This window comes from Exiguobacterium sp. HVEsp1 (genome assembly GCF_002009685.1).
Lineage (GTDB): Bacteria > Bacillota > Bacilli > Exiguobacteriales > Exiguobacteriaceae > Exiguobacterium > Exiguobacterium profundum.
In genome coordinates, this window is the sequence record NZ_KV917367.1 from 2092148 (window position 1) to 2118837 (window position 26690).

The 26690-nt window shown below is 51.1% G+C and carries 25 protein-coding genes and 1 tRNA gene; 5 read left to right on the forward strand and 21 right to left on the reverse strand.

From position 1 onward, the window contains the following. Positions 1-19 precede the first annotated feature (19 nt). The gene (locus BV910_RS10735; protein ID WP_047795086.1) at positions 20-277 is read right to left on the reverse strand and encodes a glutaredoxin family protein; all 258 of its coding nucleotides are present in this window, start codon (positions 275-277) and stop codon (positions 20-22) included. A gap of 5 nt (positions 278-282) precedes the next feature. Beyond that, complete coding sequence (locus BV910_RS10740; protein ID WP_078147304.1) at positions 283-1428, reverse strand: RNA polymerase factor sigma-54; 1146 nt, start codon at positions 1426-1428, stop codon at positions 283-285. 119 nt (positions 1429-1547) lie between these two features. Here BV910_RS10740 and BV910_RS10745 point away from each other — a divergent pair. Beyond that, positions 1548-1620: transfer RNA gene (locus BV910_RS10745), tRNA-Arg, on the forward strand. Between the two features lie 151 nt (positions 1621-1771). Next, positions 1772-2347, forward strand: a complete 576-nt coding sequence (gene clpP, locus BV910_RS10750) for an ATP-dependent Clp endopeptidase proteolytic subunit ClpP (protein WP_012726916.1) — start codon at positions 1772-1774, stop codon at positions 2345-2347. A 42-nt stretch (positions 2348-2389) separates the two neighbouring features. Here the strand turns inward: clpP and BV910_RS10755 are convergent, their stop codons facing one another. The 13 genes from BV910_RS10755 to hprK all read right to left on the reverse strand — a co-directional run bounded on the left by BV910_RS10755 (position 2390) and on the right by hprK (position 13254). After that, complete coding sequence (locus tag BV910_RS10755; RefSeq protein ID WP_168169853.1) at positions 2390-3085, reverse strand: MerR family transcriptional regulator; 696 nt, start codon at positions 3083-3085, stop codon at positions 2390-2392. Positions 3086-3141: 56 nt separating this feature from the next. After that, complete coding sequence (locus BV910_RS10760; RefSeq protein WP_240499841.1) at positions 3142-3585, reverse strand: hypothetical protein; 444 nt, start codon at positions 3583-3585, stop codon at positions 3142-3144. Positions 3586-3674: 89 nt separating this feature from the next. Further along, complete coding sequence (locus tag BV910_RS10765) at positions 3675-4190, reverse strand: DUF2179 domain-containing protein (RefSeq protein WP_012726919.1); 516 nt, start codon at positions 4188-4190, stop codon at positions 3675-3677. 93 nt (positions 4191-4283) lie between these two features. Further along, positions 4284-4520: a hypothetical protein gene (locus tag BV910_RS10770; protein ID WP_012726920.1), complete on the reverse strand. Its 237-nt coding sequence runs from the start codon at positions 4518-4520 to the stop codon at positions 4284-4286. 86 nt (positions 4521-4606) lie between these two features. Then, positions 4607-5560, reverse strand: coding sequence for a DNA-binding protein WhiA (gene whiA, locus BV910_RS10775; RefSeq protein WP_012726921.1), 954 nt, complete (start codon positions 5558-5560; stop codon positions 4607-4609). 34 nt (positions 5561-5594) lie between these two features. Beyond that, positions 5595-6590, reverse strand: a complete 996-nt coding sequence (locus BV910_RS10780) for a gluconeogenesis factor YvcK family protein (RefSeq protein ID WP_078147307.1) — start codon at positions 6588-6590, stop codon at positions 5595-5597. Between the two features lies 1 nt (position 6591). Further along, positions 6592-7464, reverse strand: coding sequence for an RNase adapter RapZ (rapZ, locus tag BV910_RS10785; protein ID WP_078147308.1), 873 nt, complete (start codon positions 7462-7464; stop codon positions 6592-6594). A gap of 120 nt (positions 7465-7584) precedes the next feature. Then, positions 7585-8538, reverse strand: coding sequence for a thioredoxin-disulfide reductase (gene trxB, locus BV910_RS10790; protein ID WP_078147309.1), 954 nt, complete (start codon positions 8536-8538; stop codon positions 7585-7587). A gap of 68 nt (positions 8539-8606) precedes the next feature. Beyond that, positions 8607-10079, reverse strand: a complete 1473-nt coding sequence (locus BV910_RS10795; RefSeq protein ID WP_078147310.1) for a tetratricopeptide repeat protein — start codon at positions 10077-10079, stop codon at positions 8607-8609. A 293-nt stretch (positions 10080-10372) separates the two neighbouring features. Beyond that, complete coding sequence (locus tag BV910_RS10800) at positions 10373-10855, reverse strand: acyltransferase (RefSeq protein WP_074036278.1); 483 nt, start codon at positions 10853-10855, stop codon at positions 10373-10375. Further along, positions 10848-11498: a pyrophosphatase PpaX gene (ppaX, locus tag BV910_RS10805; protein WP_078147311.1), complete on the reverse strand. Its 651-nt coding sequence runs from the start codon at positions 11496-11498 to the stop codon at positions 10848-10850. The genes BV910_RS10800 and ppaX overlap by 8 nt, the downstream gene beginning before the upstream one ends. Next, a complete protein-coding gene (lgt, locus tag BV910_RS10810) occupies positions 11498-12316 on the reverse strand; it encodes a prolipoprotein diacylglyceryl transferase (RefSeq protein ID WP_078147312.1) in 819 nt (272 codons plus the stop codon). The genes ppaX and lgt overlap by 1 nt, the downstream gene beginning before the upstream one ends. Positions 12317-12318: 2 nt before the next feature. Further along, positions 12319-13254, reverse strand: coding sequence for an HPr(Ser) kinase/phosphatase (gene hprK, locus BV910_RS10815; protein ID WP_078147313.1), 936 nt, complete (start codon positions 13252-13254; stop codon positions 12319-12321). A gap of 148 nt (positions 13255-13402) precedes the next feature. Here hprK and BV910_RS10820 point away from each other — a divergent pair, with 148 nt between their 5' ends. Continuing rightward, positions 13403-13759: a hypothetical protein gene (locus BV910_RS10820; RefSeq protein WP_078147314.1), complete on the forward strand. Its 357-nt coding sequence runs from the start codon at positions 13403-13405 to the stop codon at positions 13757-13759. A gap of 36 nt (positions 13760-13795) precedes the next feature. On the opposite strand, the gene BV910_RS10825 is transcribed toward BV910_RS10820, so the two are convergent. From BV910_RS10825 to uvrB, 3 genes are all read right to left on the reverse strand, one after another. Then, entirely contained in the window at positions 13796-14965 is a 1170-nt protein-coding gene (locus BV910_RS10825; RefSeq protein WP_078147315.1) for a DUF4097 family beta strand repeat-containing protein, read from the reverse strand. 65 nt (positions 14966-15030) lie between these two features. After that, complete coding sequence (gene uvrA, locus BV910_RS10830; protein WP_047795081.1) at positions 15031-17904, reverse strand: excinuclease ABC subunit UvrA; 2874 nt, start codon at positions 17902-17904, stop codon at positions 15031-15033. Beyond that, positions 17905-19875, reverse strand: coding sequence for an excinuclease ABC subunit UvrB (uvrB, locus tag BV910_RS10835; RefSeq protein WP_078147316.1), 1971 nt, complete (start codon positions 19873-19875; stop codon positions 17905-17907). It abuts the gene before it with no gap. 463 nt (positions 19876-20338) lie between these two features. Between uvrB and BV910_RS10840 the strand changes: the two genes are divergently transcribed. Continuing rightward, positions 20339-21046, forward strand: a complete 708-nt coding sequence (locus tag BV910_RS10840; RefSeq protein WP_047795079.1) for an MIP/aquaporin family protein — start codon at positions 20339-20341, stop codon at positions 21044-21046. Positions 21047-21074: 28 nt separating this feature from the next. Beyond that, a complete protein-coding gene (gene glpK / locus BV910_RS10845; protein ID WP_078147317.1) occupies positions 21075-22592 on the forward strand; it encodes a glycerol kinase GlpK in 1518 nt (505 codons plus the stop codon). A gap of 65 nt (positions 22593-22657) precedes the next feature. Here the strand turns inward: glpK and BV910_RS10850 are convergent, their stop codons facing one another. From BV910_RS10850 to BV910_RS10860, 3 genes are all read right to left on the reverse strand, one after another. Beyond that, entirely contained in the window at positions 22658-23812 is a 1155-nt protein-coding gene (locus BV910_RS10850; RefSeq protein ID WP_240499842.1) for a PDZ domain-containing protein, read from the reverse strand. 28 nt (positions 23813-23840) lie between these two features. Continuing rightward, on the reverse strand, positions 23841-25244 hold the full coding sequence (locus tag BV910_RS10855; RefSeq protein ID WP_078147319.1) for a S41 family peptidase: 1404 nt from the start codon (positions 25242-25244) through the stop codon (positions 23841-23843). 101 nt (positions 25245-25345) lie between these two features. After that, positions 25346-26671 carry a murein hydrolase activator EnvC family protein gene (locus BV910_RS10860; RefSeq protein ID WP_078147320.1) on the reverse strand — a complete coding sequence of 442 codons (1326 nt, stop codon included), beginning with the start codon at positions 26669-26671 and terminating at the stop codon, positions 25346-25348. Positions 26672-26690 lie beyond the last annotated feature (19 nt).

The following is a 26690-nucleotide window of genomic DNA, read 5'->3' on the forward strand; positions in this document are numbered from 1 at the left end:
TTTCCGTCTGGCAACCCCTTCAAACGTTTTTTTTCGATGTAAGCGTATACTTAACAAAATCTTCAACTTTGTTGTCATCATATCGCCCTTGACTGATGACCACACCTTCATGTATGAGAACGGGGATTTCAAAGAGGTACTTTGCCTCGAGCACCTCATCCCCGGTGATGTCGACCTGTTCGAGTTCGATCGGGTAATCTTCCTGTAACCATTCGAGCATGACGACCGCCTCGTCACATAGTGAGCAATTGTCACGTTTATATAATGTTAATTTCATTTTCGTCATCCCTTCCATACCTGTCGCTCGCGCTCGCGCGAATTACCGAATCCAAGCTCTTCCCGATAGTTCGTCACCGTCCGCCGGGTCACTTGATAACCGTATCGAATCAATTCATTCGCAAGCGCCTGATCACTTTGTGGTGCCTTCTCTCGTTGAATCAGTTCTGCGAGTGTCCGTTTAATCATAAATGGTGAATGCCCGCGACTTGTAGACCGAACAAAAAAGTGTCGCCATTCCATGATGCCACTCTCGGTCTTGGCGAACTTCCCTTGGATGGCTCGTCCGACCGTCGATTCATGCTTTCCGATGAGCTGCGCGACCGTACGTCGGGTCAACGGATTAAGGACAAGTTCCCCTTTGAGCCACTCGGTCTGACGTGCTTCAATGATTGACCAAATCTCACGCAGCGTTTCGTTCCGCATCGAAAGGGACGTCATCCACCATTTCGCCTCACGGTCATTTCCGACACGCGACTCGTCGAGTTCCGGACTGAGCCACGTCGTGACGAGTGTCCCCTCTTCATAGCGTACCTCGACTTCCGGAAACACGTGACCCGTTTCTTCATATAATAGAGGACGTTTCGGAAGTGTCGCGACGATTCGTTCCAGTCTTGCCAATTCCTCCTCTGAAATAGCAAGAGCAGTCGTCATCTGTTGAGGACTCACCCCACTCTCAATCGCTTCGAATACATCGACGATGCGAGGGTCCTCATGTTCGATCGCATGTCGATATTGACACTCCCGTTCTGTTCTCGCCCCGATCCCCGTCGGTTCAAGAAATAAAAGCGCCTGCCTCGCCTGTTCGATTCGAGTGACGTCGACACCGAGTCGTGTCGCCAACACCTCATTCGCATCCGGCAATAATCCCCGATGGTCGAGCAAGAGGACGAGTTGTCGTCGCAACACTTTCTCATCCTCACTGCCGCTACCCTCATGAATCTGTGTGAACAGCTTCTCCTCAAACGAGCTCGCCGCATCTGCAATCCAATCGACGTCCCCGCTCCCGATGTGAATGTTCGGGTTATGTCGTGCAAGACGCGCCAACCGGAATACGAGCGCGAGACGATCCGCTTCAAGGACCGGTAACCGCTGCACGAGGTCTTGCGTCATCTGTTGTTGCTGAGTTTGTTTTTGCTCCTGCCGTTGCATCGTTCTCCCCCCCTCTTTTCTATTGTAGCGAACCCGCTTCCGTCGCGCTCAAAAAAGCTATGCGAACAGGATTGCTTTTTTAATAAAACAAATGTATAATAAATTCGTGTCACAGATATGCACCCGTAGCTCAGGGGATAGAGCACTGGTTTCCGGTGCCAGGTGTCGGGAGTTCGAATCTCTCCGGGTGTATCAGATGTAGAGGTCAGGCAGATTGCCTGGCCTCTTTTTCGTTTCACAACGAGAAAATCGTGGAATAGGTGAAAAACGATGACTATCGTTTGACCATCATTGACTATACAGGTATGATGAAATTACAACCTACATAAAGGAGGCAGATTCAATGTTAATTCCAACAGTTATCGAACAGACAGGCCGTGGGGAGCGCGCGTACGACATCTACTCACGCTTGCTCAAAGACCGTATCATCCTTCTCGGAAGTGCGATTGACGACAACGTCGCGAACTCCATCGTCGCACAGCTCCTCTTCCTCGCAGCTGAGGACCCAGAAAAGGACATCTCACTCTACATCAACAGCCCAGGTGGTTCGATCACAGCGGGTATGGCGATTTATGACACGATGAACTTCATCAAGCCGAACGTGTCGACGATTTGTATCGGAATGGCCGCATCGATGGGTGCCTTCTTGCTCCAAGCCGGTGAAAAAGGAAAACGCTTCGCATTACCGAACGCAGAAATCATGATTCACCAACCGCTCGGCGGCACACAAGGCCAAGCGTCAGACATCAAGATTCACGCAGAACGCATCATCAAGATGCGCGAGAAGTTGAACCAAATCATGGCAGAAAACACTGGACAGCCTCTTGAAGTCATCGAGCGCGATACAGAGCGTGACTACTTCATGGCAGCTGACCAAGCGAAAGACTACGGTCTCATCGACAAAGTCATGACACGTTAATCACACAAAAGACGTTTCCCGTTTGAGCGGGAAACGTCTTTTTCATTCAATCGGCATCCAAATCTCAATGATGTCGTCCGCTCCCCCTTGCCCGTGAATATAGCGCTCGAAGTCGACCGCGTCTCGTAGCGTCACGTCTGGAACGTTTACTAGCTGCTCATACGTCGACGGAATCATCGGGATGCCTCCCTCCACCGTCGCGACGATATAGTTCCCTTCCGTCAGTTCGACACGACGCGCATCTTCTCCCGACACCGGGTTCGTCATGCCCGCGACATAACCGTTCTCCTGCGGGAGACAGACTCCGTACGACTCGTCCGTCGTCAGTTCCGGTTGAAGCTTGGCCCACATATGCGGAATCTCCTCTAACGTACCACCATATCCATAGACGGAAATGGCTTCATTCAATGTCTCATATCTAATCTTCATGTCGTTCCCTCCTGCTTGCATCAATCGAATCTGCCTCTCGATTCGATGAAGTCGTTCGATTTCTACTTGAACTTCATCCAATCGTGTTTCTAACAATGTATCAACCGGTAGACCCGATTGAATTTGTTCGAGACGAAGTCCGATTTGACGTAATCGTTTGATTTCGCTCAACCGTCGAATCTCTTCCATCCCGTACATTCGATACTGATTCTCGGTCCGCGTCGGGCGGACCAATCCGCGCGCTTCATAAAATTTGATCGCCTTGACCGACAATCCGGTCACATGCGCGACTCTTCCGATTGGTATCACCGTTTCCCCACCTCCTACTTTCACTGTACAGCCATCCCTTAGAGGCAGGTCAACCATTAGTTTTCAGGAACCCGGACACCGAAGACGTATCGGCTATCTCCTTGCGACCACTCTCCGCCGACTTCATAGAGATAGATGCCCGGCTTGTCCGGAACGACGAGTTCAGAAGGAACGAGTTCCCCATCCTCGATTCGATTGAAACTCGACGTCATCGGTTCTGCATGATAGACGACATCGATTCGGTCGCCCGGTTTGACGGTGATCAGTTGAAGGTCGTCCGCTTCTGGTAGTCCGTAATCGGCGCACGTCGCTTGATTGCCGGATTCCCAACAGTACGTCGATTGTTCCACTTCCGCAGACACCGAGCCGACACGAACCGTCGGGAGCGGCGGTTTGACACCGTCCTCTCCATCTCCAAATAAGGTCATGGCGAAATAAACGATACCCGCCCCTACAAGTATAAATAGTAAGATCATCCACACACTCCGATTTCGTTTCACGGTCTCATCCCCTTTCTTCACTAGTTCCCTGTCACGAGATAAAATCCCTACTCCAACAAAAAAAGACCCACGTTCGTGAGTCTTGTGCGTCATTTCGGGCGACGCAGTCCTTTCATCATATAACCGCCTTTGAAGTCGATCGGGTCAAATGCGACGAGGAACGCTTTCGGTTCATGTTTCTCGACGAGTTCACGCAATTCTTTCATCCGGGTGCGGGCCGCCAATACGTCAAGACGGTAACGGACCCCGTCACGTCCTTGCCCTTGATAATGCGTGACCCCATATCCGTTGTCACGCATCTGTTGGATGAGCTCCGCCGGATATTCTTTCGTATGGACTTGGATCATGTTGTAACCGATGGCGAGTTTCCGTTCGACGAAACCGCCAAGTAAGATCCCGAGCCCGAAACCGACCGCATACACGATCATCCCGACCGTCGTCAGATCCTGGAACACGATGCCGAGCGCGAAGATATAGATGAGCGTCTCTAGCGTTCCGAATAGACCGGCGATGACGGTCTTCCCTTTCACGAGCATGATCGTCCGGAGCGTCAACACCGGAACGTAGATTAGTTGTAGCAGTAGGATGAGTAAGATTTGACCCATTTGATCGACCTCCGTTCCAATTCATTATCACCACTATTCCAAATTTCTTAGAGAGATGCAACTAAAAAAGGCTGACCGCAGTCAACCTTTTACTTAGTTATCTAGATTCTTTACGCTCGTGAGCAACTCGTAGTCTTTACGAATGACTTCGTAGATTGCGTTCTTGTCCCCGTTCAACAACTCTTCTGCACGAAGCTGGTTCAAGAAGAGGCTTGTGGCAAACGTGACGAGTGCACTTTTCGGAATCCCGATTTCTTTGGCACGCTCTGTGATGACCTGGTCGAGCTTAGCGTCGATCGTGAGCGATAATCTTTTCTTTTCATTCGACATAATGATGAAGCTCCTTTAATTCGCTATTCATAAAACCTATACACAATTGCTTATTATATAGGAAGAATGGTTTTGGTGCAACCGCATCACGAGGATGCGATTTCGTCCCCGCTACGTACGCGCTCGGCAATCTGGTCAATTTTACGAAGTCTATGGTTGATTCCTGACTTCGAAATCGGACCGGACTCGAGCATTTCCCCGAGTTCCTGTAACGAAACGTCCTGGTGTGTGACACGCAGTTCAGCAATCTCCCGCAATTTTTTCGGTAAGACGTCGAGCCCGACCGTCCGCTCCAAGAACTTGATGTTCTCGACTTGACGCAATGCTGCACCGACCGTCTTGTTCAAGTTGGCCGTCTCACAGTTGACGAGACGGTTGACGGAGTTCCGCATATCTTTGATGATTCGTGCGTCTTCAAACTCCAACATACCTCGGGTCGCCCCGATCAGCTTGAGGAAATCTGAAATTTTCTCGCTCTCTTTCATGTACAAGATATGCCCTTTTTTCCGTTCGAGCGTCTTCGCGTTCAACTCGAATCGGTTCGCCAAATCACGTAGCGCCTGGTTATGGTTTTCGTACAAGCTATAGATTTCGAGGTGGTACGACGACGTTTTCGGATGGTTGATCGACCCGCCGGCGAGGAACGCACCACGTAAGTAAGCGCGTGCTAAGTTCTCGTCCCCCGTCATATCCGAGTTCAGTGTCCGGATCATCTCGTAATTCTCTCCGAGGATCTCAAGGTCCCGAAGCATCGTCTCCGCATGCTGTGACACGCGGACGATGTAGACGTTGTTCTTTTTCAAACGCATTTTCTTCCGTACGAACAAGTCTAACGGATGGTCGTAAAGACGTTTCATCAACGAGTAAATCCGACGGGCGATCGAGGCGTTCTCCGTCGAGACATCTAAGGTCATGCCTCGTCCTAGGGCGAGCGAGATGACCCCGTTCATCCGAACGAGTGCCGACAGTTCCGCCTTCGCTTCCGCGTCAGTCACTTCAAGTTGTGTCAATTCTTTCTTCACATCTGATGCAAAGCTCATCGAGTCCCCCTCCTTTCTGTCTTTCCAACAATCTTTATTTCAGTTCCAATTCTTGAAACGAACGTGGCTTCTTGATTCGGAGCACCCGCTGCATGACGAGTCCGGCGATGGCGTCGGAATCATGACGGATATACTCCCGGTTATAATCGACGATGTCCCCAGCGAGAACGTTCGTCCCATAGTTTCGGAGTTTCTTCCGATCGAAGCGGACCTCTTCCGACCCGTCCTCACGATAACGCTCCAAATACTCTTCTTCAATCGGCTCGTTGTTGACGACAATCGTGTCGATCGATGCCTTCCCAAGGTACGACTCGATGACTTTTAAATGTTTCATCGCGTCATAGCCTTTCGTCTCACCTGGTTGCGTCATGACGTTACAAATATAGACGACCGGGACTTTCGAGCGGATGATGGCTTCCCGCACCGCCGAGATGAGAAGGTTTGGAATGATACTTGTATACAGGCTTCCTGGACCGAGCACGATGACGTCCGCCGATTCAATCGCCTCGACGACGCCCGGGGCCGGTTCAATGCCTTCCTCGAGTAAAAACATACGCTTGATCGGTTGCTCATGTAGCGGAATCTTGGACTCCCCTTTGACGATGGTGCCGTCCTCGAACTCGGCGGCGAGGGTCATGAGCGTCTCTGTCACTGGCAACACTTTCCCTTGTGCGTTCAAGAGTTGCGACATGACATCGATCGCTTTGACGAACGAACCCTCACAGATGTGAGTCGCTGCCGTGAGCATCAAATTTCCAAGGGAATGCCCTTCTAATCCATATCCCGTATCGAAACGGTATTGCAAAATCTTATCCATTAACGGCTCAACTTCCGACAACGCCAAAATGACGTTACGGATGTCGCCAGGAGGCAACATATGAAACTCGTCACGAAGACGTCCCGAGCTTCCGCCGTCGTCCCCGACGGTGACGATTGCCGTGATGTCGAGCGGATAATGTTTCAACCCACGAACGAGAGTGGACAACCCTGTCCCTCCGCCGATGGCGACTACTTTCCGGTCTCGTCTCATGTCACTTCTCCTTCGTCGCGTGAACGAGGTCGCGGTGGACCGTCTTCACGTTATAGCGATCAGCAAAGTGCTCCGACACTTTCTCAGCGAAGGTGATCGACCGGTGTTTCCCGCCGGTACAGCCGAACGCCACGACGATTTGCGTCTTCCCTTCCCGTTTATACTGCGGAAGGAGGAACTCGAGCATGTCGATCAACTTCTTATAGAACGCTCGCGCTTCCGGGTGCGACATGACGTACTCTTGTACTTCTGTCGTCTGACCCGTGAGCGGACGGAGCTCAGGGATATAGAATGGGTTCGTGATGAAACGGACGTCGAACAATAAGTCGATATCGAGCGGCACTCCGTGTTTGAAACCGAACGACATGAAGTTGACTGTGAACGGGATCCGTTCTTCGTTGAACTGTTGGAGGATGCGGTCCTTCAACATCTGTGGCTTCAAGTCGCTCGTATCATACAACGTGTGGGCCCGGTCACGGAATCCTTCTAACAGTTCGCGCTCCATCTTGATGCCGACGAGTGGCGCATCTTCCGGTGCGAGCGGATGGGACCGTCGCGTCTCCTTATAACGGCGAACGAGCACGTCGTCCCGCGTCTCTAAATACAACAGGTGCGGATGCACGTTCTTCTTTTCCAAATCGTCGATGACGATGAACAAGCTATCGATAAAGTCTCGTGTCCGTGTATCGATGGCGACCGCGATTTTCGGTCGGACCGAGCTGATGACATCAATCAATTGTGGTAAGAGTACCGGTGGCAAATTGTCGACGCAGAAATAGCCGAGGTCCTCGAAACTATTCATGGCGACCGACTTCCCAGCCCCGCTCATCCCACTGATGATGATCAATTCTTCCAATCCTTTAAAGTCTTCCATCTCGCTGACGCCCCCTTAAAATTGACAACCGAGCCGTGTGTGTAGCTCTCTTCATCTAGTATAACGAACGTCCGAAAAAAAGAGAAGGACCGCGGTCCCCCGCAGTCCTACCTTCTTGAATCATGCGTTTTGTTCTTGCAACGATTCGAGGAGTCCCTCGATGAAGTGTTGAGCATTCTGAGCGGCAATCGATCCGTCGTTCGTCGCTGTGACGACTTGACGAAGCGTTTTCTCGCGAACGTCGCCGGCAGCGAAAATCCCTGGGATGTTCGTTTCCATCGCCTCGTTCGTGACGATGTATCCTTGCTCGTTCGTGATGCCGAGGTCTTGGACGAACCCGGTGATCGGGTTCATGCCGATATAGATGAAGACGCCGTCGATCTCGTGGTCTGTCTCAGTCCCGTCAATTGTGCTGACAAGACGAGCCCCACCGACTTTCCCGTCTTTCTCTGTGATTTCTTTCAACGTGTGGTTCCAAATGAAATCGATCTTCTCATTGTCGAACGCACGTTTTTGAAGAATCTTCTGAGCGCGAAGCTCATCGCGACGGTGAACGATCGTCACCTTGTTCGCAAAGCGTGTCAAGAAGACACCTTCTTCAACAGCCGAGTCGCCACCGCCGATGACGAACAAATCTTTCCCTTTGAAGAACGCTCCGTCACATACCGCACAATACGATACGCCACGGCCACCGAGTTCTTCTTCTCCCGGTACGCCGATTTTCTTATACTGAGCACCAGAGGCGAGGATGATTGCACGTGCTTTATAGTCACGGTTGTGCGCATGGACGATTTTATATTGTGTTTCATCCGAGATGCTTTGCACGTCCCCATATGCATACTCCGCACCGAACGCTTTCGAATGGTCGAACATTTTTTGAGACAAGTCAGGACCAAGGATGCTGTCATAGCCCGGATAGTTCTCAATGTCTTCCGTGTTTGCCATCTGACCACCTGGAATCCCGCGTTCAATCATAAGTGTTGAAAGGTTCGCTCGTGAAGCATATAGCGCAGCGGTCATTCCGGCAGGACCGGCACCGATGATAATGACGTCATAAATTTTTTCTTCTGTCATGTTGATTCCACCTCTGCAAGAAATTGATTGCCTTTAGTATAAGAAACCTGTAAGGGTATCGTCTATCTTTATGCTTGTTCGAGTGTCCGTTTGAACGAACGGACCGTCTCTGTCAACGTGTCGACCGAGAGATGGAAGGCGTTCGCACAATTTTCGAGAATCAATGCGTCCCGTTTCGTATAAAACATCCAGACGAGCGCAGCGGCCGATGCCGTTACGTCCATGAATGATTCATCAGACAACAGAAGCGTCGCGAAACGTTCATAGAAGTCGCCCTCTAGGCTCATCCGTTCCGCTTCTGATACATGTGCTTCAGCCAAGACGAGCGCATCAAACGCACGCTTGATCCGGACGTCTCCTTTGAACGGTTGCTGACAAAGGTCGGCACGACACATCTCTGCGAACGCACGGACCGTCCCGTTTTCCGTCACCGCATTCGTGAGCGCAAGCGCTTCGAACGCTTCGTCATCTTTTAAGTTGGCGATGATTCGGATAATCTCGATTCGAGCCAAGTCGCTCTCTTGACGCAATCCTTGGACGAGCGCCGAACGAAATTCGAGGTTTTCTCGAATGTCGAAGCTTTGTTTCTCTTCAAACTGTTTCATCTCTTCATTGTTCAAGTAGGTGGCTGCCTCTTCAAGTCGTCCTGTCTTATAGGCAGACACGCTGAGCCAATGCCCAAACAGTGGGTCCCCACGGAATCCGCGGTCTTTCAATAGACGCAGTTCTTCATATGCACGGTCGTAATGTCCGACAAGCGCGAGTGTCGTCGCCAATTTATAACGTAAGTCAAATTGGAGTGGACGGACACGTGTGAGCGGTGTCGACAACTGAAGGGCCACTTCCGATTGACCCGCTTCATGGAGCAAGAGAATCGTGTTCAAGATTGCATGCAAGTTGCCAGGATTTTGGTCGAGCACGTATTCGAGCGTCCGGAATGCCGCTTGGTCATCACCAAGGTAAAAACTGACGACCGACAGATTGTTGTATGCTGGCCAAAACGATGGATATTGACCGATGAGACGCTCGAGTGTCGCCTTTGCCGCAAACAATCGTCCTTTATCGATTTGACGCTGCGCTTCCGTATGCCACGTGATCAATTCGTCTTCTTCCTCGTCCTCGAGCTCTTGTTCGAGTTCGATCAGTTCAAGAAGGGATTGCACAGCTTCCGTGAAGTGACCTTTTGTGTCACGGGCGAGATATTCGGATGCATAGTGCGCCGCTTCCTCATATTGAGAGACATAGGCACAGTTGCTTGCTAAGTGATACAGTGCCTCTGTTGCGGTCTCATCGAGCTCTAATACTCGTTTCCACACGTCATTGGCGTGGTAGACCTCCCCTACTTCAAATAACAGTTCTGCGTACTGTTTATGATAGTCGACGCGATGCGTGGCTGCCGCTGTCGCTTCAGCCATGAAAAAAGTCGCTTCATCCAGGCGACCTTCACGTAACGCACGACGACCTCTATAGTAGTGGAGCTCCGCAGCGAGCGGAGATTCTGGTTCGGGTAGCGTCATTACTGCTTCATAGTTCGCTTCCATATTCTAAATCCTCCACATCATCTCTAAATCTTTTTTAGTTGCAGGGATAAGAATACCGCACTCGAACAACGAGGGCAACTGAAAAAGTTAAAAAAAATTGCGACTATATTCCCTCTATAATGAATATTTTTTACTAGGTTCAAAAATTGTTTTTGAACGAAAATATGATAGCTTCATTTCTGTACATTTATCCATGAAAAAGCGGCATCTCTTTAAAAAAAAGTGATACCGCTCAAGTATTATTGATTCTGTACGAACAAAATGCTCATGAAAACATTTTGCGAAAAATTGTGTCAAATATGTGTCAACGATTGAAGCTTTGAACCGATGACCCGCTCTCCTGGTAAGACGTCACGGTGCACCACCGCGCCCGCGCCGATGACGGCACCGTCCCCGATGGTTACCCCTGGCAGGATGGTAACGTTCGCACCGATTAATACGCCATCACCGATGATGACGTCCCCGATCCGATACTCGTCTACGAGATACTCATGACAGAGAATCGTCGAATTGAATCCGATGACCGTATTGCGACCAATCGTGATACGTTCCGGGAACATGACGTCCGGTGTGACCATGAGAGCAAGGGCACTATATTCTCCGATATTCATCCCGAGGAACGTCTGGTAAAGCCAACGCTTTGCCTTCACCGACGGAAAGTAACGACCGACCAGAACGACCGTCGTGTTTTTGAAGACACGCAGAAAGCGAATCGTCTGATACATTTGCCAAAGCGGATTCGGTCCCTCGATGTGATATCGTGTCGTCTTACGCATGAATACTGACCTCGTCTAGCCACGCCTCGAAATGTTCCATCGAGTCGATGATGACGTCCGGTTCGAGCGATTCGAGGAATGGACGCCCTTTGAGGGCCCAGCCTACAGCGACCGTCTTCGTTCCGGCATTTTTCCCGCTGAAGATATCCGTGTCGTTGTCTCCGACCATGACGGCGCGTTCTGGTGACGAACCGAGCGCCTTGAGCGCACGTTCGACCGGTTCGGCGTGAGGTTTTTCGTTCTCGACGTCATCCGCCGTCACGACGACATCAAACAAGTGGTCGATGTTGAACAATCGAAGCCCGCGCTCGACGACCGGACGACCTTTCGACGTGACGACGCCCATCTTGTATCCTTTCTCATGGAGGCGGTATAGCCCTTTGATGACCCCTGGATACTCCGCGACGAGTTGGTCATGCATGGCGATGTTGAAGCTCCGATAGAAGGCTTGCATCTCTTTCCATTCCGGCTCGTTGAGTTCACGGAACGACTTTTCGAGCGTTGGTCCGATGAATCGATAAATGTCTTCATCCCGATACGTTTGCTCTGGGAAGTAGTAGTCGAACGTATGGCGGAAACTCGCGATAATGAGCGGGTTCGTATCGAGTAATGTACCGTCTAAATCAAATAAGAGCGTATCCATTAATCAAACAATCCTTTCTCTGATGGGTCGTTGTACCGTTTCGCGTTGCGGCGAAGGATCATCATGACGATACCGAATAAGATCAAGGCGATCGACACCATTTGGGCCGCACGCAAATCTCCTGACATGAGACTGTCCGTACGAAGTCCCTCGATATTGTAGCGACCGATTGAGTACCAGATGAGGTACGACAAGAAGATATAACCACGTCGTGGATTGCCAATCATGCGCCACGCGACGAGAAGGATGACCCCGATGATATTCCATACACTTTCATATAAGAAGGTCGGGATATAATAAGTCCCATCAATGTACATCTGATTGACGATCCAGTCTGGTAGCATGAGCGTATCTTGCAAGAAACTACGCGTCGTCTCGCCACCATGTGCCTCTTGGTTCATAAAGTTTCCCCAACGCCCAATGGCTTGTCCAAGAAGAAGCGATGGCGCCAAGATGTCCGTCACTTTCCAGAACGACATCGACTTTCGCATACAATAGACGATGACGACAAGGAGAGCACCGAAGATGGCTCCATGAATGGCAATCCCACCTTGACGAATGTCGATGATTTGTCCGAGGTTCTCTGAATAATAATCCCATTGGAACGTCACGTAATAAATGCGCGCGAAGACGATGCTGATCGGAATCGACCAGATGACGACATCCACGAGTCGTTCCGAATCATAATTGATACGTTTTGCTTCGTATAAGGCGAGGACGAGACCAAGCATCGCCCCAAAGGCGATAATCATGCCGTACCAATAGATTGGCAAAGAGCCAATCTCAAACGCCACACGATCAAATGTCGGTTCTACCATGCTCACAAGTCTCCTTCAGTATCCTGAATCGCGTTCGCGAGACGTTCTGCGAACTCTTCAGCCGTATTGATTCCCATATTTTGCAGACGATAGTTCATCGCTGCGACCTCGATGATGACTGCCAAGTTTCGACCAGGTCGAACGGGGATGGTCAAGAGAGGAACTTCACTGTCGATGATTTTCATCGTATTGTGGTCGAGTCCGACACGGTCGTATACTTTGCCCGCGTCCCAGTTCTCCAAGTTGACGATGAGACTGATCTTTTTATGCGACCGAACCGCACCCGCACCGAACAACGTCATGACGTCGATGATGCCAATCCCACGAATCTCGAGCAGGTGACGAATGAGCTTCGGTGCTGATCCGACGAGGAGATGGTCCCCCGTTTGACGAATCTCGACTGAATCATCGGCGACGAGGCGGTGCCCCCGTTTGACGAGTTCAAGTGCCGTCTCAGATTTCCCGACACCACTCTGGCCCTTGATGAGGACACCGACACCGTAAATGTCAACGAGCACGCCGTGCATCGCTGTCATCGGTGCGAGTTCCATCTCTAGGAAGTTCGTGATTTGTGATTCGATTGAGGTCGTCACCGCATTCGTCCGCATGAGCGGGACGTTTGCCGCTTCCGCTTCTTCTTCGATTTCTTTTGGAATATCAAAGCCACGCGTGATTAAAATTCCTGGCGTCTGTTCCGTACACAAGATTTTAGCGCGCTCACGACGCTTCTCTTCCGAGAGGCTCGCGTAGAATGTCAACTCCGTCTTCCCAAGCACTTGCAGGCGGTTTTTGGCATAGTGCGTATAATAGCCGGCAAGGACGAGACCCGGTCGACTCAGGTCGGGTGTGGCGACCGGACGATGAAGTCCTTCCTCTCCCGCAATGATTTGAAGTTTAAAACGCTCAACAACTTGAGCGGTACGTACGATATTTTGCATGAGTATCTGCCCCTTTCACGCTCATTATTGTATCATAGCTCTTTCTAAGACGGGCTAGGGAAGTGATGAAGAACGTGTCAAAAAATTGTTGAAACCATCCTATTACGCCGTTCGTATGTAGGGTATAGGCTTACTAGGAGGTGGAATAATGGGAGGTTTATTCGGAATTGTCATCTTATTTGCGCTAGTGATTGGAATTGGGTCACTCGTTTACATCATCAAATCATTGATCGATATGTGGAAAGAATATGCCGCGACGAAAAACGAGACGATCTTGCTCTTGTTCATCTTGAACATCATCGGATTCTTCTTGTCCGGAGCGCTCATCTCCATGATTGTCGCCATCATCTTCTATTGGAATCGCTCGAAGTCGATGCGCCTTCTTGGAATCATTCTCTTGATTGCCGGACCGGTCCTCTTCATCGTGTTCGCTATCAGCGCCTTCACTTTGTTTGATACGCAGATGATGGATTGGCAACAGATGGAGTACGAAATGAATCTATAATCAAAAAATCCCGAAGGCTCAGCCTTCGGGATTTGCTTATTGTTGATGGAACGGATTGTTCAAATCGCCCGGGTCGACGGGATCGACCGGGTCAGCCGGTTCTACTTTATCCTCATCAAGGAATGTGGATGGCGTATAGACCGAACCGTGCTCCAAATCGATCGTACCGGTACGCGTCCCCGCCTCGACTTCGATGCGAGGGGTTTGACCACGACCCGACAAGAATTCCAGACGACGCTGTGCGACGTCCTTACGGTCACGGATGATTTCGAGCTCATCGAGCAAGCAGTGCAGACCACCGAAGTTCGTCTCGAGCTCCCCTTCGACCTCGACGCCATGTGGTAACACGAGTCGAATGTTTCCGGCGAGTGACGCGAGTTCAAACTTGGCAGGACGAGCTGTCGCCAGTTCCGCGCGGATGTTTCCGTTCCCTGTCTTGAGGGAGGCTTTATCGTACTTCCCACCGACGATGACGGCACCGTTTCCGGTCCGAACGTGAACGAGTTCCGCTTCGACACCTTCGACCTCGACTGTCCCATTACCAGTGTTCAGTAATAGTTCGGATGCATGCACGTCATGGAGCACGACACGCCCGTTTGCGGTTTGCACACGAACGTTCTCGACATCGAGACCATCGGCACGGACTTCGCCGTTCAACGTCTGAACAAGAAGGCGGTTGAAATGGTGGTGCGGGACGTACAGTTCCACGTGGGCCCGGACGAGTTTATCACGGAGCGAAACGACGAGACGATCCCCGATGACAGAGTGCTTAACCGCAGACTGTAACTGTTCGAGCGCCTTATCCGCGTCTTGTTGGCGAAGCGGACGACCCGTGACAATCAGTTCACAATCTTCGGCATCAGACGAAACAATTGTCGCCGACGCGTTGAAAAGGTCGAGCGAGATATCGCTACCTGTGAACGGGAACGACTTCGAATACGTCACTTCCGGACCAAAGTTCGAGCTGAATGAAAAGTCGCTGTCGCGAAGTTTCGTCACGAGCCCTTCCACTGCAGATGTCAGTTTCGTTGTGAGCGATTCAACCGAATAGGCATCGACCTTTTCTGTATCCTGTCGCTCTTCAAGCGCTTTACCCTGTTCCGGTTCAAGTCGCTCGAGACGTTCGAGTTGCGTCATCGCCTCCTCGATCGTCATCTTGCCTTCCTTCACTTGCTGGAGAATCAGTTCACGCATTTCTTGTTTCACGTTCGTTTTCCCCCTTCAATTTGGTTGCACGTCAATTACCTTCCCGTTTCTCACCATTTCTATACTTATTTCTTTTTTCCTGCTTTCGGTTTCACTCGGGCTGCATCTCGTTCGAGAACCGGCTTCAAATACTTACCGGTATACGAGCCTGACACTTCCGCGACTTCTTCTGGTGTCCCCGTTGCGACGATGAGTCCGCCACCATCTCCACCCTCTGGTCCGAGGTCAATCAAATAATCGGCCGACTTGATGACATCGAGGTTATGCTCGATGACAAGCACCGTGTCCCCGTTCTCGACAAGACGTTGCAACACTTTCAACAAGCGCGCGATGTCGTCGACGTGAAGACCGGTCGTCGGTTCGTCCAGAATATAAATCGTTTTCCCGGTCGACCGTTTATGAAGTTCCGAAGCGAGTTTGACACGCTGGGCTTCCCCACCCGAAAGTTCCGTCGCTGGCTGACCGAGTTTCATATAGCCAAGACCGACGTCATAAATCGTTTGAATCTTCCGCTTGATTTTCGGAATCTTGTCAAAGAATTCGAGTCCTTCCTCAATCGTCATATCAAGGACGTCTGCGATCGTCTTCCCTTTGTACTTCACTTCGAGCGTTTCACGATTATAGCGTTTCCCGTGACAGACCTCACACGGAACGTAGACGTCAGGAAGGAAGTGCATCTCGATTTTGATGATCCCATCCCCACGACATGCTTCACAGCGCCCGCCTTTAACGTTGAAACTGAAACGTCCCTTCTTGTAGCCGCGCATCTTCGCTTCATTCGTCGAGGCGAAGACGTCACGAATATCATCAAAGACACCCGTATACGTGGCCGGATTTGAACGAGGGGTCCGTCCGATCGGGGATTGGTCGATATCGATGACCTTATCGATATGCTCAAGTCCTTCAATCTTCTTGTGCTTGCCTGGCTTCGCTTTGGCCCGGTTCATATTGTGCGCGAGCGATTTATAGAGAATCTCATTGATGAGGGTCGATTTACCCGATCCCGAGACCCCTGTTACGGCAACGAACATCCCGAGTGGAATGGAAACGTCGACGTCTTTTAGGTTGTTCTCTTCTGCTTTGACGATCTTTAAGAAACGTTCGTCTGGCATCTTCCGTTCAGCCGGAAGTGGGATGAACTTCTTCCCAGCAAGATATTGACCGGTGAGCGAGTTTTTATTTTTCATCAGTTGTTTCGGCGTCCCGGCCGCAATGACCTGTCCGCCATGTTCTCCTGCGCCTGGTCCGATATCGATCAAGTAGTCGGCTTCCATCATCGTGTCCTCGTCATGCTCGACGACGATGAGCGTGTTGCCGATGTCCCGCATCTGTTTGAGGGTCGAAATCAACCGATCGTTATCACGTTGATGAAGACCGATGGATGGTTCGTCAAGGACATACAAAACACCCGTGAGACGAGACCCAATTTGTGTCGCGAGACGAATCCGCTGCGCCTCCCCACCCGAGAGTGTTCCAGCGGCACGAGAGAGCGTCAAGTAGTCGAGACCGACGTTATTCAAAAAACTGAGTCGTTCCCGAATCTCTTGGAGGATGAGACGGGCGATGGCGATCTCTTTCTCGCTCAACTGCTCGTTGAGTCCTTCAAAGAACGCGAGTGCGTTCACGACCGATTTCTCCGTCACTTGCCCGACGTGCTGACCCGTGATCTTGACGGCGAGCGACTCTTCTTTCAAGCGATAGCCGTGACATGTCGGACACGCATGTGTCGCCATGTACATTTCCATCTGCTCACGGATATAGTCGGATGTTGTCTCCCGGTAACGGCGCTCGATGTTACGGAGCACCCCTTCAAAGAAAATGGTATTCGTCCGCACTTGACCGAAGTCGTTCTCGTAGCGGAAGAGGAACGATTCCTCCGAAGATCCGTTCAAGACGAGGTCCTGATCACGTTTTGATAGGCGCTCGAACGGCACGTCCATGTCGATGTTGAAATGCTGACACATCGCAGCCAAAAGTTGTGGATAGTACTGGGAACTTGTCGGTTGCCATGCGGCAATCGCCCCCTCCTTCAACGTCTTCGACGGGTCCGGGATGACGAGTTCTGGGTCGACGTCTAGTTTCGTCCCAAGACCATCACACGTCGGACATGCACCGAATGGCGAGTTGAATGAGAACATCCGAGGTTCGAGTTCACCGATGGAGAACCCGCAGATCGGACAGGCGTGATGCTCACTGAAGAGAAGCTCGGTGCCATCCATCTTATCGATAATGACACGGCCGTCCGCAAGACGTAATGCCGTCTCGAGTGAGTCGGCGAGGCGCCCTTCGACGTCAGGTCGGACCACGAGGCGGTCGACGACGACTTCAATCGAATGCTTCTTGTTTTTATCGAGCTCGATCTCATCCGTCAATTCAATTGTTTCACCATTGACACGGACACGAACAAATCCTTCTTTTTTCAAGGAGTCGAATACTTTCACGTGCGTCCCTTTTCGACCCGATACGATTGGCGCAAGAATTTGGAGTCGCGTCCGTTCCGGCAATTCCATCACCTGGTCGACCATCTGTGAGATCGTTTGACTCGAGATCTCGATGCCGTGGTTCGGACAGACCGGCTTCCCGATTCGTGCGAACAATAGACGAAGGTAATCATAAATCTCGGTCACCGTCCCGACCGTCGACCGTGGGTTACGACTCGTCGTCTTCTGGTCAATCGAGATGGCCGGACTGAGCCCTTCAATCGTATCGACGTCTGGCTTATCCATCTGTCCGAGGAACTGTCGGGCATATGCGGATAAGCTCTCGACGTAACGACGCTGTCCTTCCGCATAGATCGTATCGAACGCAAGTGACGATTTCCCGGAGCCGGACAAGCCCGTCAAGACGACGAGCTGGTCACGTGGGATATCGATGTCAATATTTTTTAAGTTGTTGACGCGTGCCCCTTTGATGACAATCGCATTTTTCTTTTCAGCCATTTAATTCCCTACCTTCAACTCCAAGATTAAGTCACGCAATTCGGCCGCACGTTCGAACTGGAGGTCGCGCGCCGCTTGCTTCATTTCTTCTTCCAACTTGGCAATCGCCGCCTCGCGTTCGGCCGGCTTCATCGTACTGAGCGATTCGAGTGCTTCCTCTTCCGCCTCGACCGTCGCCCGAATGACCCCTCGGACGTCCTTTCGAATCGTCTGCGGGATGATGCCATGTTCTTCATTATAAGCCTGTTGAATCGACCGACGACGATCCGTCTCTTCGATGGCCCGCGTCATCGAGTCGGTCACCTTGTCCGCGAACAGGATGACATGTCCGTTCGCATTACGCGCCGCTCGACCAATCGTCTGGATGAGCGAGCGATCCGAACGAAGGAACCCTTCCTTGTCCGCATCGAGGATCGTCACGAGACTGACCTCTGGAATATCGAGACCCTCCCGCAACAAGTTGATCCCGACGAGCACGTCATACTTCCCGAGCCGAAGGTCACGAATGATTTCGATTCGCTCGAGCGTCTTGATCTCAGAGTGCATATAGTTGACCTTGATTCCCGCTTCGCGTAAGTAATCGGATAGGTCCTCTGCCATCTTCTTCGTGAGCGTCGTCACGAGCACGCGCTCGTCGCGCTTGATGCGTTCGCGAATCTGATCCATCAAGTAGTCAATCTGACCTTTGATCGGATGAATCTCGATTGTCGGATCAAGTAACCCGGTCGGACGGATGATCTGCTCAATCATGTTCGGCGTATGTTCGAGTTCGTACGGACCTGGTGTCGCCGAGATGAAAATCGCTTGTGAGACTTTCTTCTCGAACTCATCGAACTTGAGCGGACGGTTATCCTTCGCCGAAGGGAGACGGAAGCCGTGGTCGACGAGCACTTGTTTCCGTGCCTGATCCCCGTTGTACATCCCGCGTACTTGCGGGAGCGTCACGTGCGACTCATCAGCGACGAGTAAGAAGTCTTCTGGGAAGTAATCGAGTAGCGTATACGGAGTCGAGCCTTCTGGCATCAAGTTCAAGTGGCGCGAATAGTTCTCGATTCCTGAACAATACCCCATCTCACGCATCATTTCCAAATCGTAATGCGTTCGTTGCTCGAGTCGTTGCGCTTCTAGGAGCTTCCCTTCTTCGCGGAACTTCTCAAGTTGTTCCTCAAGTTCCGCTTCGATGTTGACGATTGCCTTTTGCAATTTTTCGTCGCGTGTGACGAAGTGGGATGCCGGGAAGATGGCGACGTGATCACGGTCTGCGATGATTTCACCCGTCAACGGATCCATCTCACGGATACGGTCGATCTCGTCTCCGAAGAACTCGATGCGCATGCAGTGTTCGTCACGCGATGCTGGGAAGATCTCGACGACGTCCCCGCGGACACGGAAACGTCCACGCTGGAAATCGATATCGTTTCGTTCATATTGAATGTCGATGAGTTTACGTAACATCTCGTCACGTCCCATCTCTTTCCCGACGCGAAGGCTCAAGACGAGGCTCCGATATTCTTCCGGGTTACCGAGACCATAAATACAGGAGACAGATGCGACGATGATGACGTCATCGCGCTCAAAGAGAGCCGACGTCGCCGAGTGACGCAGCTTATCGATTTCATCATTGATTGAAGCATCCTTCTCAATGAACGTATCCGTCGACGGCACGTACGCTTCCGGTTGATAGTAGTCATAGTAACTGACGAAGTACTCGACCGCGTTGTTCGGGAAGAACTCTTTGAACTCCGAGTAGAGCTGACCGGCGAGCGTCTTGTTATGGGCGAGGACGAGTGTCGGCTTCTTTACTTCTTGAATGACGTTCGAAACGGTAAACGTTTTACCCGTACCCGTTGCACCGAGGAGCGTCTGATACCGGTCACCTCGATTTACACCTTCGACAAGCTGTCGAATCGCTTCAGGCTGGTCGCCTCCTGGTTGAAATTCAGATTGTAATGCAAACGGAATCGATTCCATAAGATACTCCTCACCTTCTCATTTCATAAGTGTCTTGATTATACCATAGACACGAACAAATATTCGCTTATTAGTTTGTAGGTTAATTCATTTTATTTCTTTTTTTCATTCAATCCATTGTTCATTTCTTTTTCCTTTACTGTCTCAAAAAGAAACATCTTGTTCCATCCAAATCATCACATCAAGATTTCAACAGAATCACTTTTGTGGCATAAAGCATTGCACTTTTCAGATTGGACTATGTCCCTAGTAAATTGGAATGCTTGAAATATCCGAAAAAACCATCCACTTCGTGAACGTTTCGCTCTGCTTCTTAATTCTTTTGCGAAGTTTACAGCTGTAAATGTGAACATTTGTAGGAAAAAAGTAGGATTTTTAAAAAACACTGTTTTAAAACGCTTACATTTTGGGCATATAATGAAGTGGTAAGTCAAATTGCATAAGGGAGAAAGGGGAGTATCACATGTCAGCATTTGTCAGTGAAATTATTGGTACGATGCTATTGATTCTGCTCGGTAACGGTGTCGTCGCCGGCGTCGTCCTCCGCCATTCCAAAGCGGAAAACTCTGGCTGGATTGTCATCACAATGGGTTGGGGTCTTGCCGTTATGGTCGGGGTCTACGCAGCCGGAATTTACGGAGGCGCTCACATCAACCCTGCCGTCACGATTGGTCTCGCGACAGCAGGCGAATTCCCATGGGCTGATGTCCCACTTTATATCCTCGCTCAGTTTATTGGAGCCATCATCGGGGCATGTTTGGTTTATGTCCACTACAAGCCGCACTATGATGCGACAGACGATCCTGGTTTAAAACTGGCGACGTTCTCGACAGCTCCAGGTATTCGAAGCACGCCGTACAACTTGATTGGTGAGATTATCGGAACATTCGTCCTTGTCTTTGCATTGTTGTCATTCGGGGCAAACACATTCGCAGACGGACTCAATCCACTCATCGTTGGTTTCTTGATTGTATCGATTGGTCTTTCGCTCGGTGGTACGACGGGATATGCGATCAACCCGGCACGTGACCTTGGGCCACGTATCGCACACGCATTCCTTCCAATTAAAGGAAAAGGATCTTCAGATTGGGGTTATTCATGGATCCCGGTCGTCGGTCCGATTATCGGTGCGATTATTGCCGCACTCATCTACGGTATTCTCGTCCCTTAACACATAATTTTGAAGGAGGAAATCACATATGGCGAAAGAAAAACGTTATATTTTAGCATTGGACCAAGGAACGACAAGTTCACGAGCAATCATCTTTGATCATGATGGAAAAATTGTCACAGTCGCACAGCGCGAATTCAAACAATACTTCCCGAAACCAGGCTGGGTCGAGCACAACGCCAATGAGATTTGGGGGTCTGTCCTCGCCGTTATGGCGGAAGCGTTCGGTTCTGCTGATATCGACCCGAATGAGATTGCCGGAATCGGGATCACGAACCAACGTGAAACAGCTGTCGTTTGGGAGAAGGAAACAGGACGCCCTGTCTATAACGCCGTCGTCTGGCAATCCCGTCAAACCGCCGACATCTGTGAAGAGCTGAAAGCAGCCGGTCATTCCGATATGGTCCGCGACAAAACAGGTCTCCTCATCGATGCCTACTTCTCAGGAACGAAAGTCAAATGGATTCTTGACAACGTCGAGGGTGCACGTGAAAAAGCTGAGAACGGCGAACTCCTCTTCGGGACAATCGACACGTGGCTCATCTGGAAACTCTCTGGTGGAAAAGCACACGTAACCGATTACTCGAACGCATCGCGTACACTCATGTACAACATCTACGAGCAGAAGTGGGATGACGAGTTACTCGACATCTTGACAGTGCCAAAATCAATGCTTCCTGAAGTCAAACCGTCAAGTGAAGTCTATGCGAACACGATTCCATACCACTTCTTCGGATTCGAAGTCCCGATTGCCGGAGCTGCAGGTGACCAACAGGCCGCCTTGTTCGGACAAACTTGCTTCGAAAAAGGTGAGGCGAAAAACACGTATGGAACAGGTTGTTTCATGCTCATGAACACGGGAGAAGAAGCCGTCAAATCTGATCACGGTCTCTTGACGACAATCGCTTGGGGCTATAACGGGAAAGTAGAATACGCGCTCGAAGGTTCGATCTTCGTCGCCGGTTCTGCAATCCAGTGGCTCCGTGACGGATTACGAATGTTGAAATCAGCGAAAGACTCGGAACAGTATGCGACACGGATCGAATCAACTGACGGTGTCTACGTCGTTCCTGCCTTCGTCGGTCTCGGTGCCCCGTACTGGAACTCTGACGTCCGTGGTGCCATCTTCGGTCTCACGCGTGGGACAGAGAAAGAACAGATGGTCCGGGCGACAATCGAGTCACTCGCTTACCAGACACGTGACGTCCTCACGTCGATGGAAAATGACTCAGGCATCAACTTGAAGACGCTCCGCGTCGATGGTGGAGCCGTCAGCAACAACTTCCTCATGCAGTTCCAATCGGACATTCTCAACGTCCCGGTCGAACGTCCTGAAGTGAGTGAAACGACTGCACTCGGTGCCGCCTACTTGGCGGGTCTCGCCGTTGGATTCTGGAAAGACCAAGCCGAAGTCAAAGACCAGTGGAAACTCGATAAGAAGTTCGATCCGAACATGGACGAGTCTCACCGTGAAGCCCTATACAAAGGATGGCAACACGCTGTCGAAGCCACAATGGCATTCAAACCTTCAAAACTTGATGTATAAGACGAAAGGGCATCCTTGCAGGTGCCCTTTTTGTATGCAAAAAAGAGTACCCATGACGGATACTCTTACAGTTTACGTAAGCGAACTCTCGGGCTCGTTGGTTCCCCGACGAACAAAATCCCGAGCTCATGTGGATCGGTCTCATACATCGCCCGTTGAACGAATCGGATGTCTCCGTTCAGATTCAACACTTCCAGCTTGATGTATGGCTTATGTTGCTGGAGCGCCTCATAAAAACTGTGCCCTCCGGTGATGACCGTCCCGTTGACTTTATAGATCGATTCACCCGGGATGAGCTGCATCGCCTCTCCAGGCGAGTTCGGTAGCGTGTCGACGATGACCGCCCCACGGTTTCCGTTGATGAAGACGGGTGTCGTTCCCCGATTCTCGCGTTTGATCCATTGTAAGCCGAGCTCATAGAGGACGAATAGCGTCAATACTACATAGTCGACATATGGAATCTCAAACGCATATGAGAGGCCGAATAGACCGAGAGCGATCAAAGCGAGTACGGCACGATAATTGCTCAGTCGTGCGAGAAGCGTTCCTGGTAGGGCGCCGGTCGACAATAAACTGACCCCGATGGGAATCGGAAGAATGATGGGCACCATCGGCCAGTCGAGACCGAACATCGGTGGCACGAAGACGACGAGCGGGAAAAACCAAATCCGTTTGACGACATGCCCTCCGATAAACTGCCCCCGTTTCGACAAGATCAAGGTCGGGGATGTCTCTTTTGGTCCGTTCCAGCGCAAGAGAATCGCTTCAGCAAGGGTGACGAGGCCGAATGTGAGCGCATAGACCGTCCAATCGACCTGAGCGAGTGCTGCTACCCAATCACGAAGCACCCCATATGCGACAACATCGCGTAACAAGACGACCCCAAACAACACGAGAAGAGGCAGCACCGGATTAAAGAATCGCGGATGCATCGTCAAGACGACGAGCGTATAGAGAATCGTGAACGAGACGGCCCACTCAAACGTGATGGTCGTCTCGAGTAAAATCGTCACGGCCGATGAGAGGACCGCTAACAGAAGACTCGGCCAGATGAAATGTCTCCATTCCGACTTCGGTGAGCGACGTCTCGAACGGAACATGGCCCGTTCTCGCTTGACCCGTGTCAGCGATATGTATGTAAGGGCGACAAGTGTCACCCAAAACAGCGGACTACCTAACAACGTCAATAAAGCCGTAACACCCATTCGTACAACTTCCACGCGGTCCAACCCTTTCTTTCATACAACGTTATTTTGCGGCTTCTTCAAGCGCACGATTCAATTGGGCGTCATTCGCCTCATCTTGAATCGCTTCGAGCAACTTCGCTTCGAGTGCAGAGGCTGTCTCTTCATCGACAGTTCCAGAAGCCTCGAGACCATTGTCTGTCTGGAATGCTTTCACGGCGTTCGCCATCGTGTCCCCGTAATATCCCGGCTGACCGCCTGGCTCATAGCCGATTCCAGTTAAAATTTTATGCAAGTTCGAGACGGCGTCACCGTAATCTCCGACTTGGAGCGACTCTTCTTCTGTCAGGACACGGGTCACGTTGAAGAAGTCCGGTTGCTCCACTTCAATGTCCGGCTCGATGCCCTTCTTGTTAATCCAATTTCCGTCCGGTGTGAGCCACTTGCTCGTCGTCAATTTCAAGTTACTGCCGTCCTCTAAGTCGAACGCCGTCTGGACGACACCTTTTCCGAACGTCTTCGTCCCGATGATGGTCGCGCCTGCTCCTTCTTTCATCGCACCAGTCAAAATCTCAGATGCCGAGGCAGAACCCTCATCCGTCAAGACAAACAGGTCATACGGTTTCGCTTCACGAGCGCGACCGTTTTGTGCATCACGGTCACCGTCCGCATTCTCGATTTGGACGACCGGTTTTGAGGTCGGGACGAACCCTTCCGACATCTCGATGACGGCAGGCAAGAGACCTCCCGGATTTCCACGAACATCGATGATCAAGCTATCGATTTCTTCTGACTCGAGTTGCTCGAGTTGTTCGAGGAATTCATCAGCCGTCGGTTCTGAGAATTGGGTGACTTGGAGATACCCAATCTTTTTACCGTCTTTCTCTTTCACTTCAGAGAAGACCGTCTCGATTGGAATCGTGTCACGTGTGATCTCATAATCCGCCGTCTGACTGCCACGGCGAATCGTCAACGTGACGGTCGTCCCTTTTTCGCCTCGAATCAATTGGACGGCTTCCTGTACATCCATCCCTTCGATCGACTCCCCGTCGACCGCTGTGATGATGTCGCCAGGACGAAGTCCCGCCTCTTCAGCCGGAGCGCCTTTGATCGGAGCGACAATTAGGATGTCCTCTCCTTTCTTCTCCAAAGTCGCGCCGATTCCTTCAAAACTCGATTCAATCGAGTCCGTAAATTGTGACGTTTCTTCCGCATCCAAGAAATCCGAATACGGGTCGTTCAGCGCTGCGGTCATCCCGTCGAGCGCACCGGTCAATAAATCGTCTTCTGAGATGTCCTGTAACGAATGTTCTTCAATCAAATTACGTACTTGGTCGACTTTATCCCAGCCTTCCGCATTCGTTTGAATGGGAAGCGATGTGTCTGTAAACGCCATCGTCGCAAGGCCTGCACCGGCCCCAGCCACGAACGTTGTGCCAGCGAGTAGTCCTGCGGTTGAATTTTTCACGGGTTGGTCCCTCATTTCTCTTTGTAAGTCTTTTCATTAGTATAGCAAAAACTAGAGGAAAAGCGGACGCGTTCCACATATTTGGGACGCGTCCGCTTCTGTCAGTATCCAATATACGGGGCTGGGTCAATCGCGTTCGGCTGTCCCGGTGCCCATTTTCCTCGGTGTAACTCAAAATGAAGATGGGGACCGGTCGACCAGCCGGTATTGCCGAGCGTTCCGACCGTCTGTCCCGCCGCCACTTGTTGACCGGCTCCGACTGTGATCGCATTTAAATGGGCATAGACGGTCGTCCAAATCTCACCGTTGATGACATGCGAAACGAAGACGACATTTCCATATCCGGTCGCCGGTGCCGCCTTGATGACGACACCTGGTGCGCTTGACACGATTGGTGTTCCAGACGCATTGACGAGGTCGATGCCCTTGTGAATCTCCGGCACACCTGTCAACGGGTTGTCTCGTGGACCGAACGGACTAGACACATAACCGGACACAGGACGAACGAATCCCGTGGACGTGGACACATTCGTCGGTGTTTCGGTTGGTGCGGTCACTTCTGGTGCCTCCTCGACCTCCGACTCACGGGCTTCCGCTTCTGCTTGTGCTCGCTCTTCAGCGGCACGCGCCTCAGCTTCATGTTTGGCACGTTCCGCCGCCTCTGCGGCTTCTCGTTCGGCAGTCGCAATCGCCTCTAGTTGTTCACTGATGATGCGGTTCTGTTCAGCCATGACCGCCTGTTCTTCACTGCGCGTCATCTTTTCGAGCTCGAGCTGCTCTACTTGTTCGTTCAGTTCAACCAACAGGTCACGTTTCTTCTCGGCCGTCCGGTCAAGGTCTTGCTTGGTGATGACGAGCTCGCGCTCTTTTTGCTTGATGAAAGAGAGCTGGGTACGTTGTGTCGACTCGAGCGACTCCAAACGTTCCATCTCACTCATATAATTATGTATGAGCTCCCGGTCCTGTTCAGCGATCGTGCGGGCCGTCATAGCCCGTGTCACGAAGTCGCCGAAGGAACGGGACTCAAAAATGACTTGTAAATAGGAAGTGTCTTCATGTACTTGCAAAACGCGAAGGCGCTCGTTCACGAGTTCCTTCTGGCTTTCCAAGTATTCTTCCTGAACGGAAAGTTGTTGGCGGGTCGACTCGAGTTCTGCCCTGGCTGTATCGACCTCATGCTGCTGAATGGCGATTTGTTCGCTCAATTCATTCAATCGGTCGTCGACGACGTGTATTTCCGTCTTCACGGCATCACGCTCTGCCTCGGTGATCTCGAGTTCGGCATCCGTCTCGGCCTGCGCTTTTTTCGACTCCTCCAACTCATTGGACAGTTGATCTTGTCGAGCTTTCAACGTGTCTTTCTCTGTCGCCATGACCGGCATGGCAAGTAACGATACACACAACCCTAGCGCAAGCGAACGTTTCATCCGCCAACTCCTCCTTATT

Coding starts and splice junctions, on each gene's coding strand:
- BV910_RS10735 (WP_047795086.1), bottom strand. CDS start 277: ATGAAATTAACATTATATAAACGTGACAATTGCTCACTATGTGACGAG.
- BV910_RS10740 (WP_078147304.1), bottom strand. CDS start 1,428: ATGCAACGGCAGGAGCAAAAACAAACTCAGCAACAACAGATGACGCAA.
- clpP (WP_012726916.1), top strand. CDS start 1,772: ATGTTAATTCCAACAGTTATCGAACAGACAGGCCGTGGGGAGCGCGCG.
- BV910_RS10765 (WP_012726919.1), bottom strand. CDS start 4,190: ATGGGTCAAATCTTACTCATCCTACTGCTACAACTAATCTACGTTCCG.
- BV910_RS10770 (WP_012726920.1), bottom strand. CDS start 4,520: ATGTCGAATGAAAAGAAAAGATTATCGCTCACGATCGACGCTAAGCTC.
- whiA (WP_012726921.1), bottom strand. CDS start 5,560: ATGAGCTTTGCATCAGATGTGAAGAAAGAATTGACACAACTTGAAGTG.
- BV910_RS10780 (WP_078147307.1), bottom strand. CDS start 6,590: ATGAGACGAGACCGGAAAGTAGTCGCCATCGGCGGAGGGACAGGGTTG.
- rapZ (WP_078147308.1), bottom strand. CDS start 7,464: ATGGAAGACTTTAAAGGATTGGAAGAATTGATCATCATCAGTGGGATG.
- trxB (WP_078147309.1), bottom strand. CDS start 8,538: ATGACAGAAGAAAAAATTTATGACGTCATTATCATCGGTGCCGGTCCT.
- BV910_RS10795 (WP_078147310.1), bottom strand. CDS start 10,079: ATGGAAGCGAACTATGAAGCAGTAATGACGCTACCCGAACCAGAATCT.
- BV910_RS10800 (WP_074036278.1), bottom strand. CDS start 10,855: ATGCGTAAGACGACACGATATCACATCGAGGGACCGAATCCGCTTTGG.
- ppaX (WP_078147311.1), bottom strand. CDS start 11,498: ATGGATACGCTCTTATTTGATTTAGACGGTACATTACTCGATACGAAC.
- lgt (WP_078147312.1), bottom strand. CDS start 12,316: ATGGTAGAACCGACATTTGATCGTGTGGCGTTTGAGATTGGCTCTTTG.
- hprK (WP_078147313.1), bottom strand. CDS start 13,254: ATGCAAAATATCGTACGTACCGCTCAAGTTGTTGAGCGTTTTAAACTT.
- BV910_RS10820 (WP_078147314.1), top strand. CDS start 13,403: ATGGGAGGTTTATTCGGAATTGTCATCTTATTTGCGCTAGTGATTGGA.
- uvrA (WP_047795081.1), bottom strand. CDS start 17,904: ATGGCTGAAAAGAAAAATGCGATTGTCATCAAAGGGGCACGCGTCAAC.
- uvrB (WP_078147316.1), bottom strand. CDS start 19,875: ATGGAATCGATTCCGTTTGCATTACAATCTGAATTTCAACCAGGAGGC.
- BV910_RS10840 (WP_047795079.1), top strand. CDS start 20,339: ATGTCAGCATTTGTCAGTGAAATTATTGGTACGATGCTATTGATTCTG.
- glpK (WP_078147317.1), top strand. CDS start 21,075: ATGGCGAAAGAAAAACGTTATATTTTAGCATTGGACCAAGGAACGACA.
- BV910_RS10860 (WP_078147320.1), bottom strand. CDS start 26,671: ATGAAACGTTCGCTTGCGCTAGGGTTGTGTGTATCGTTACTTGCCATG.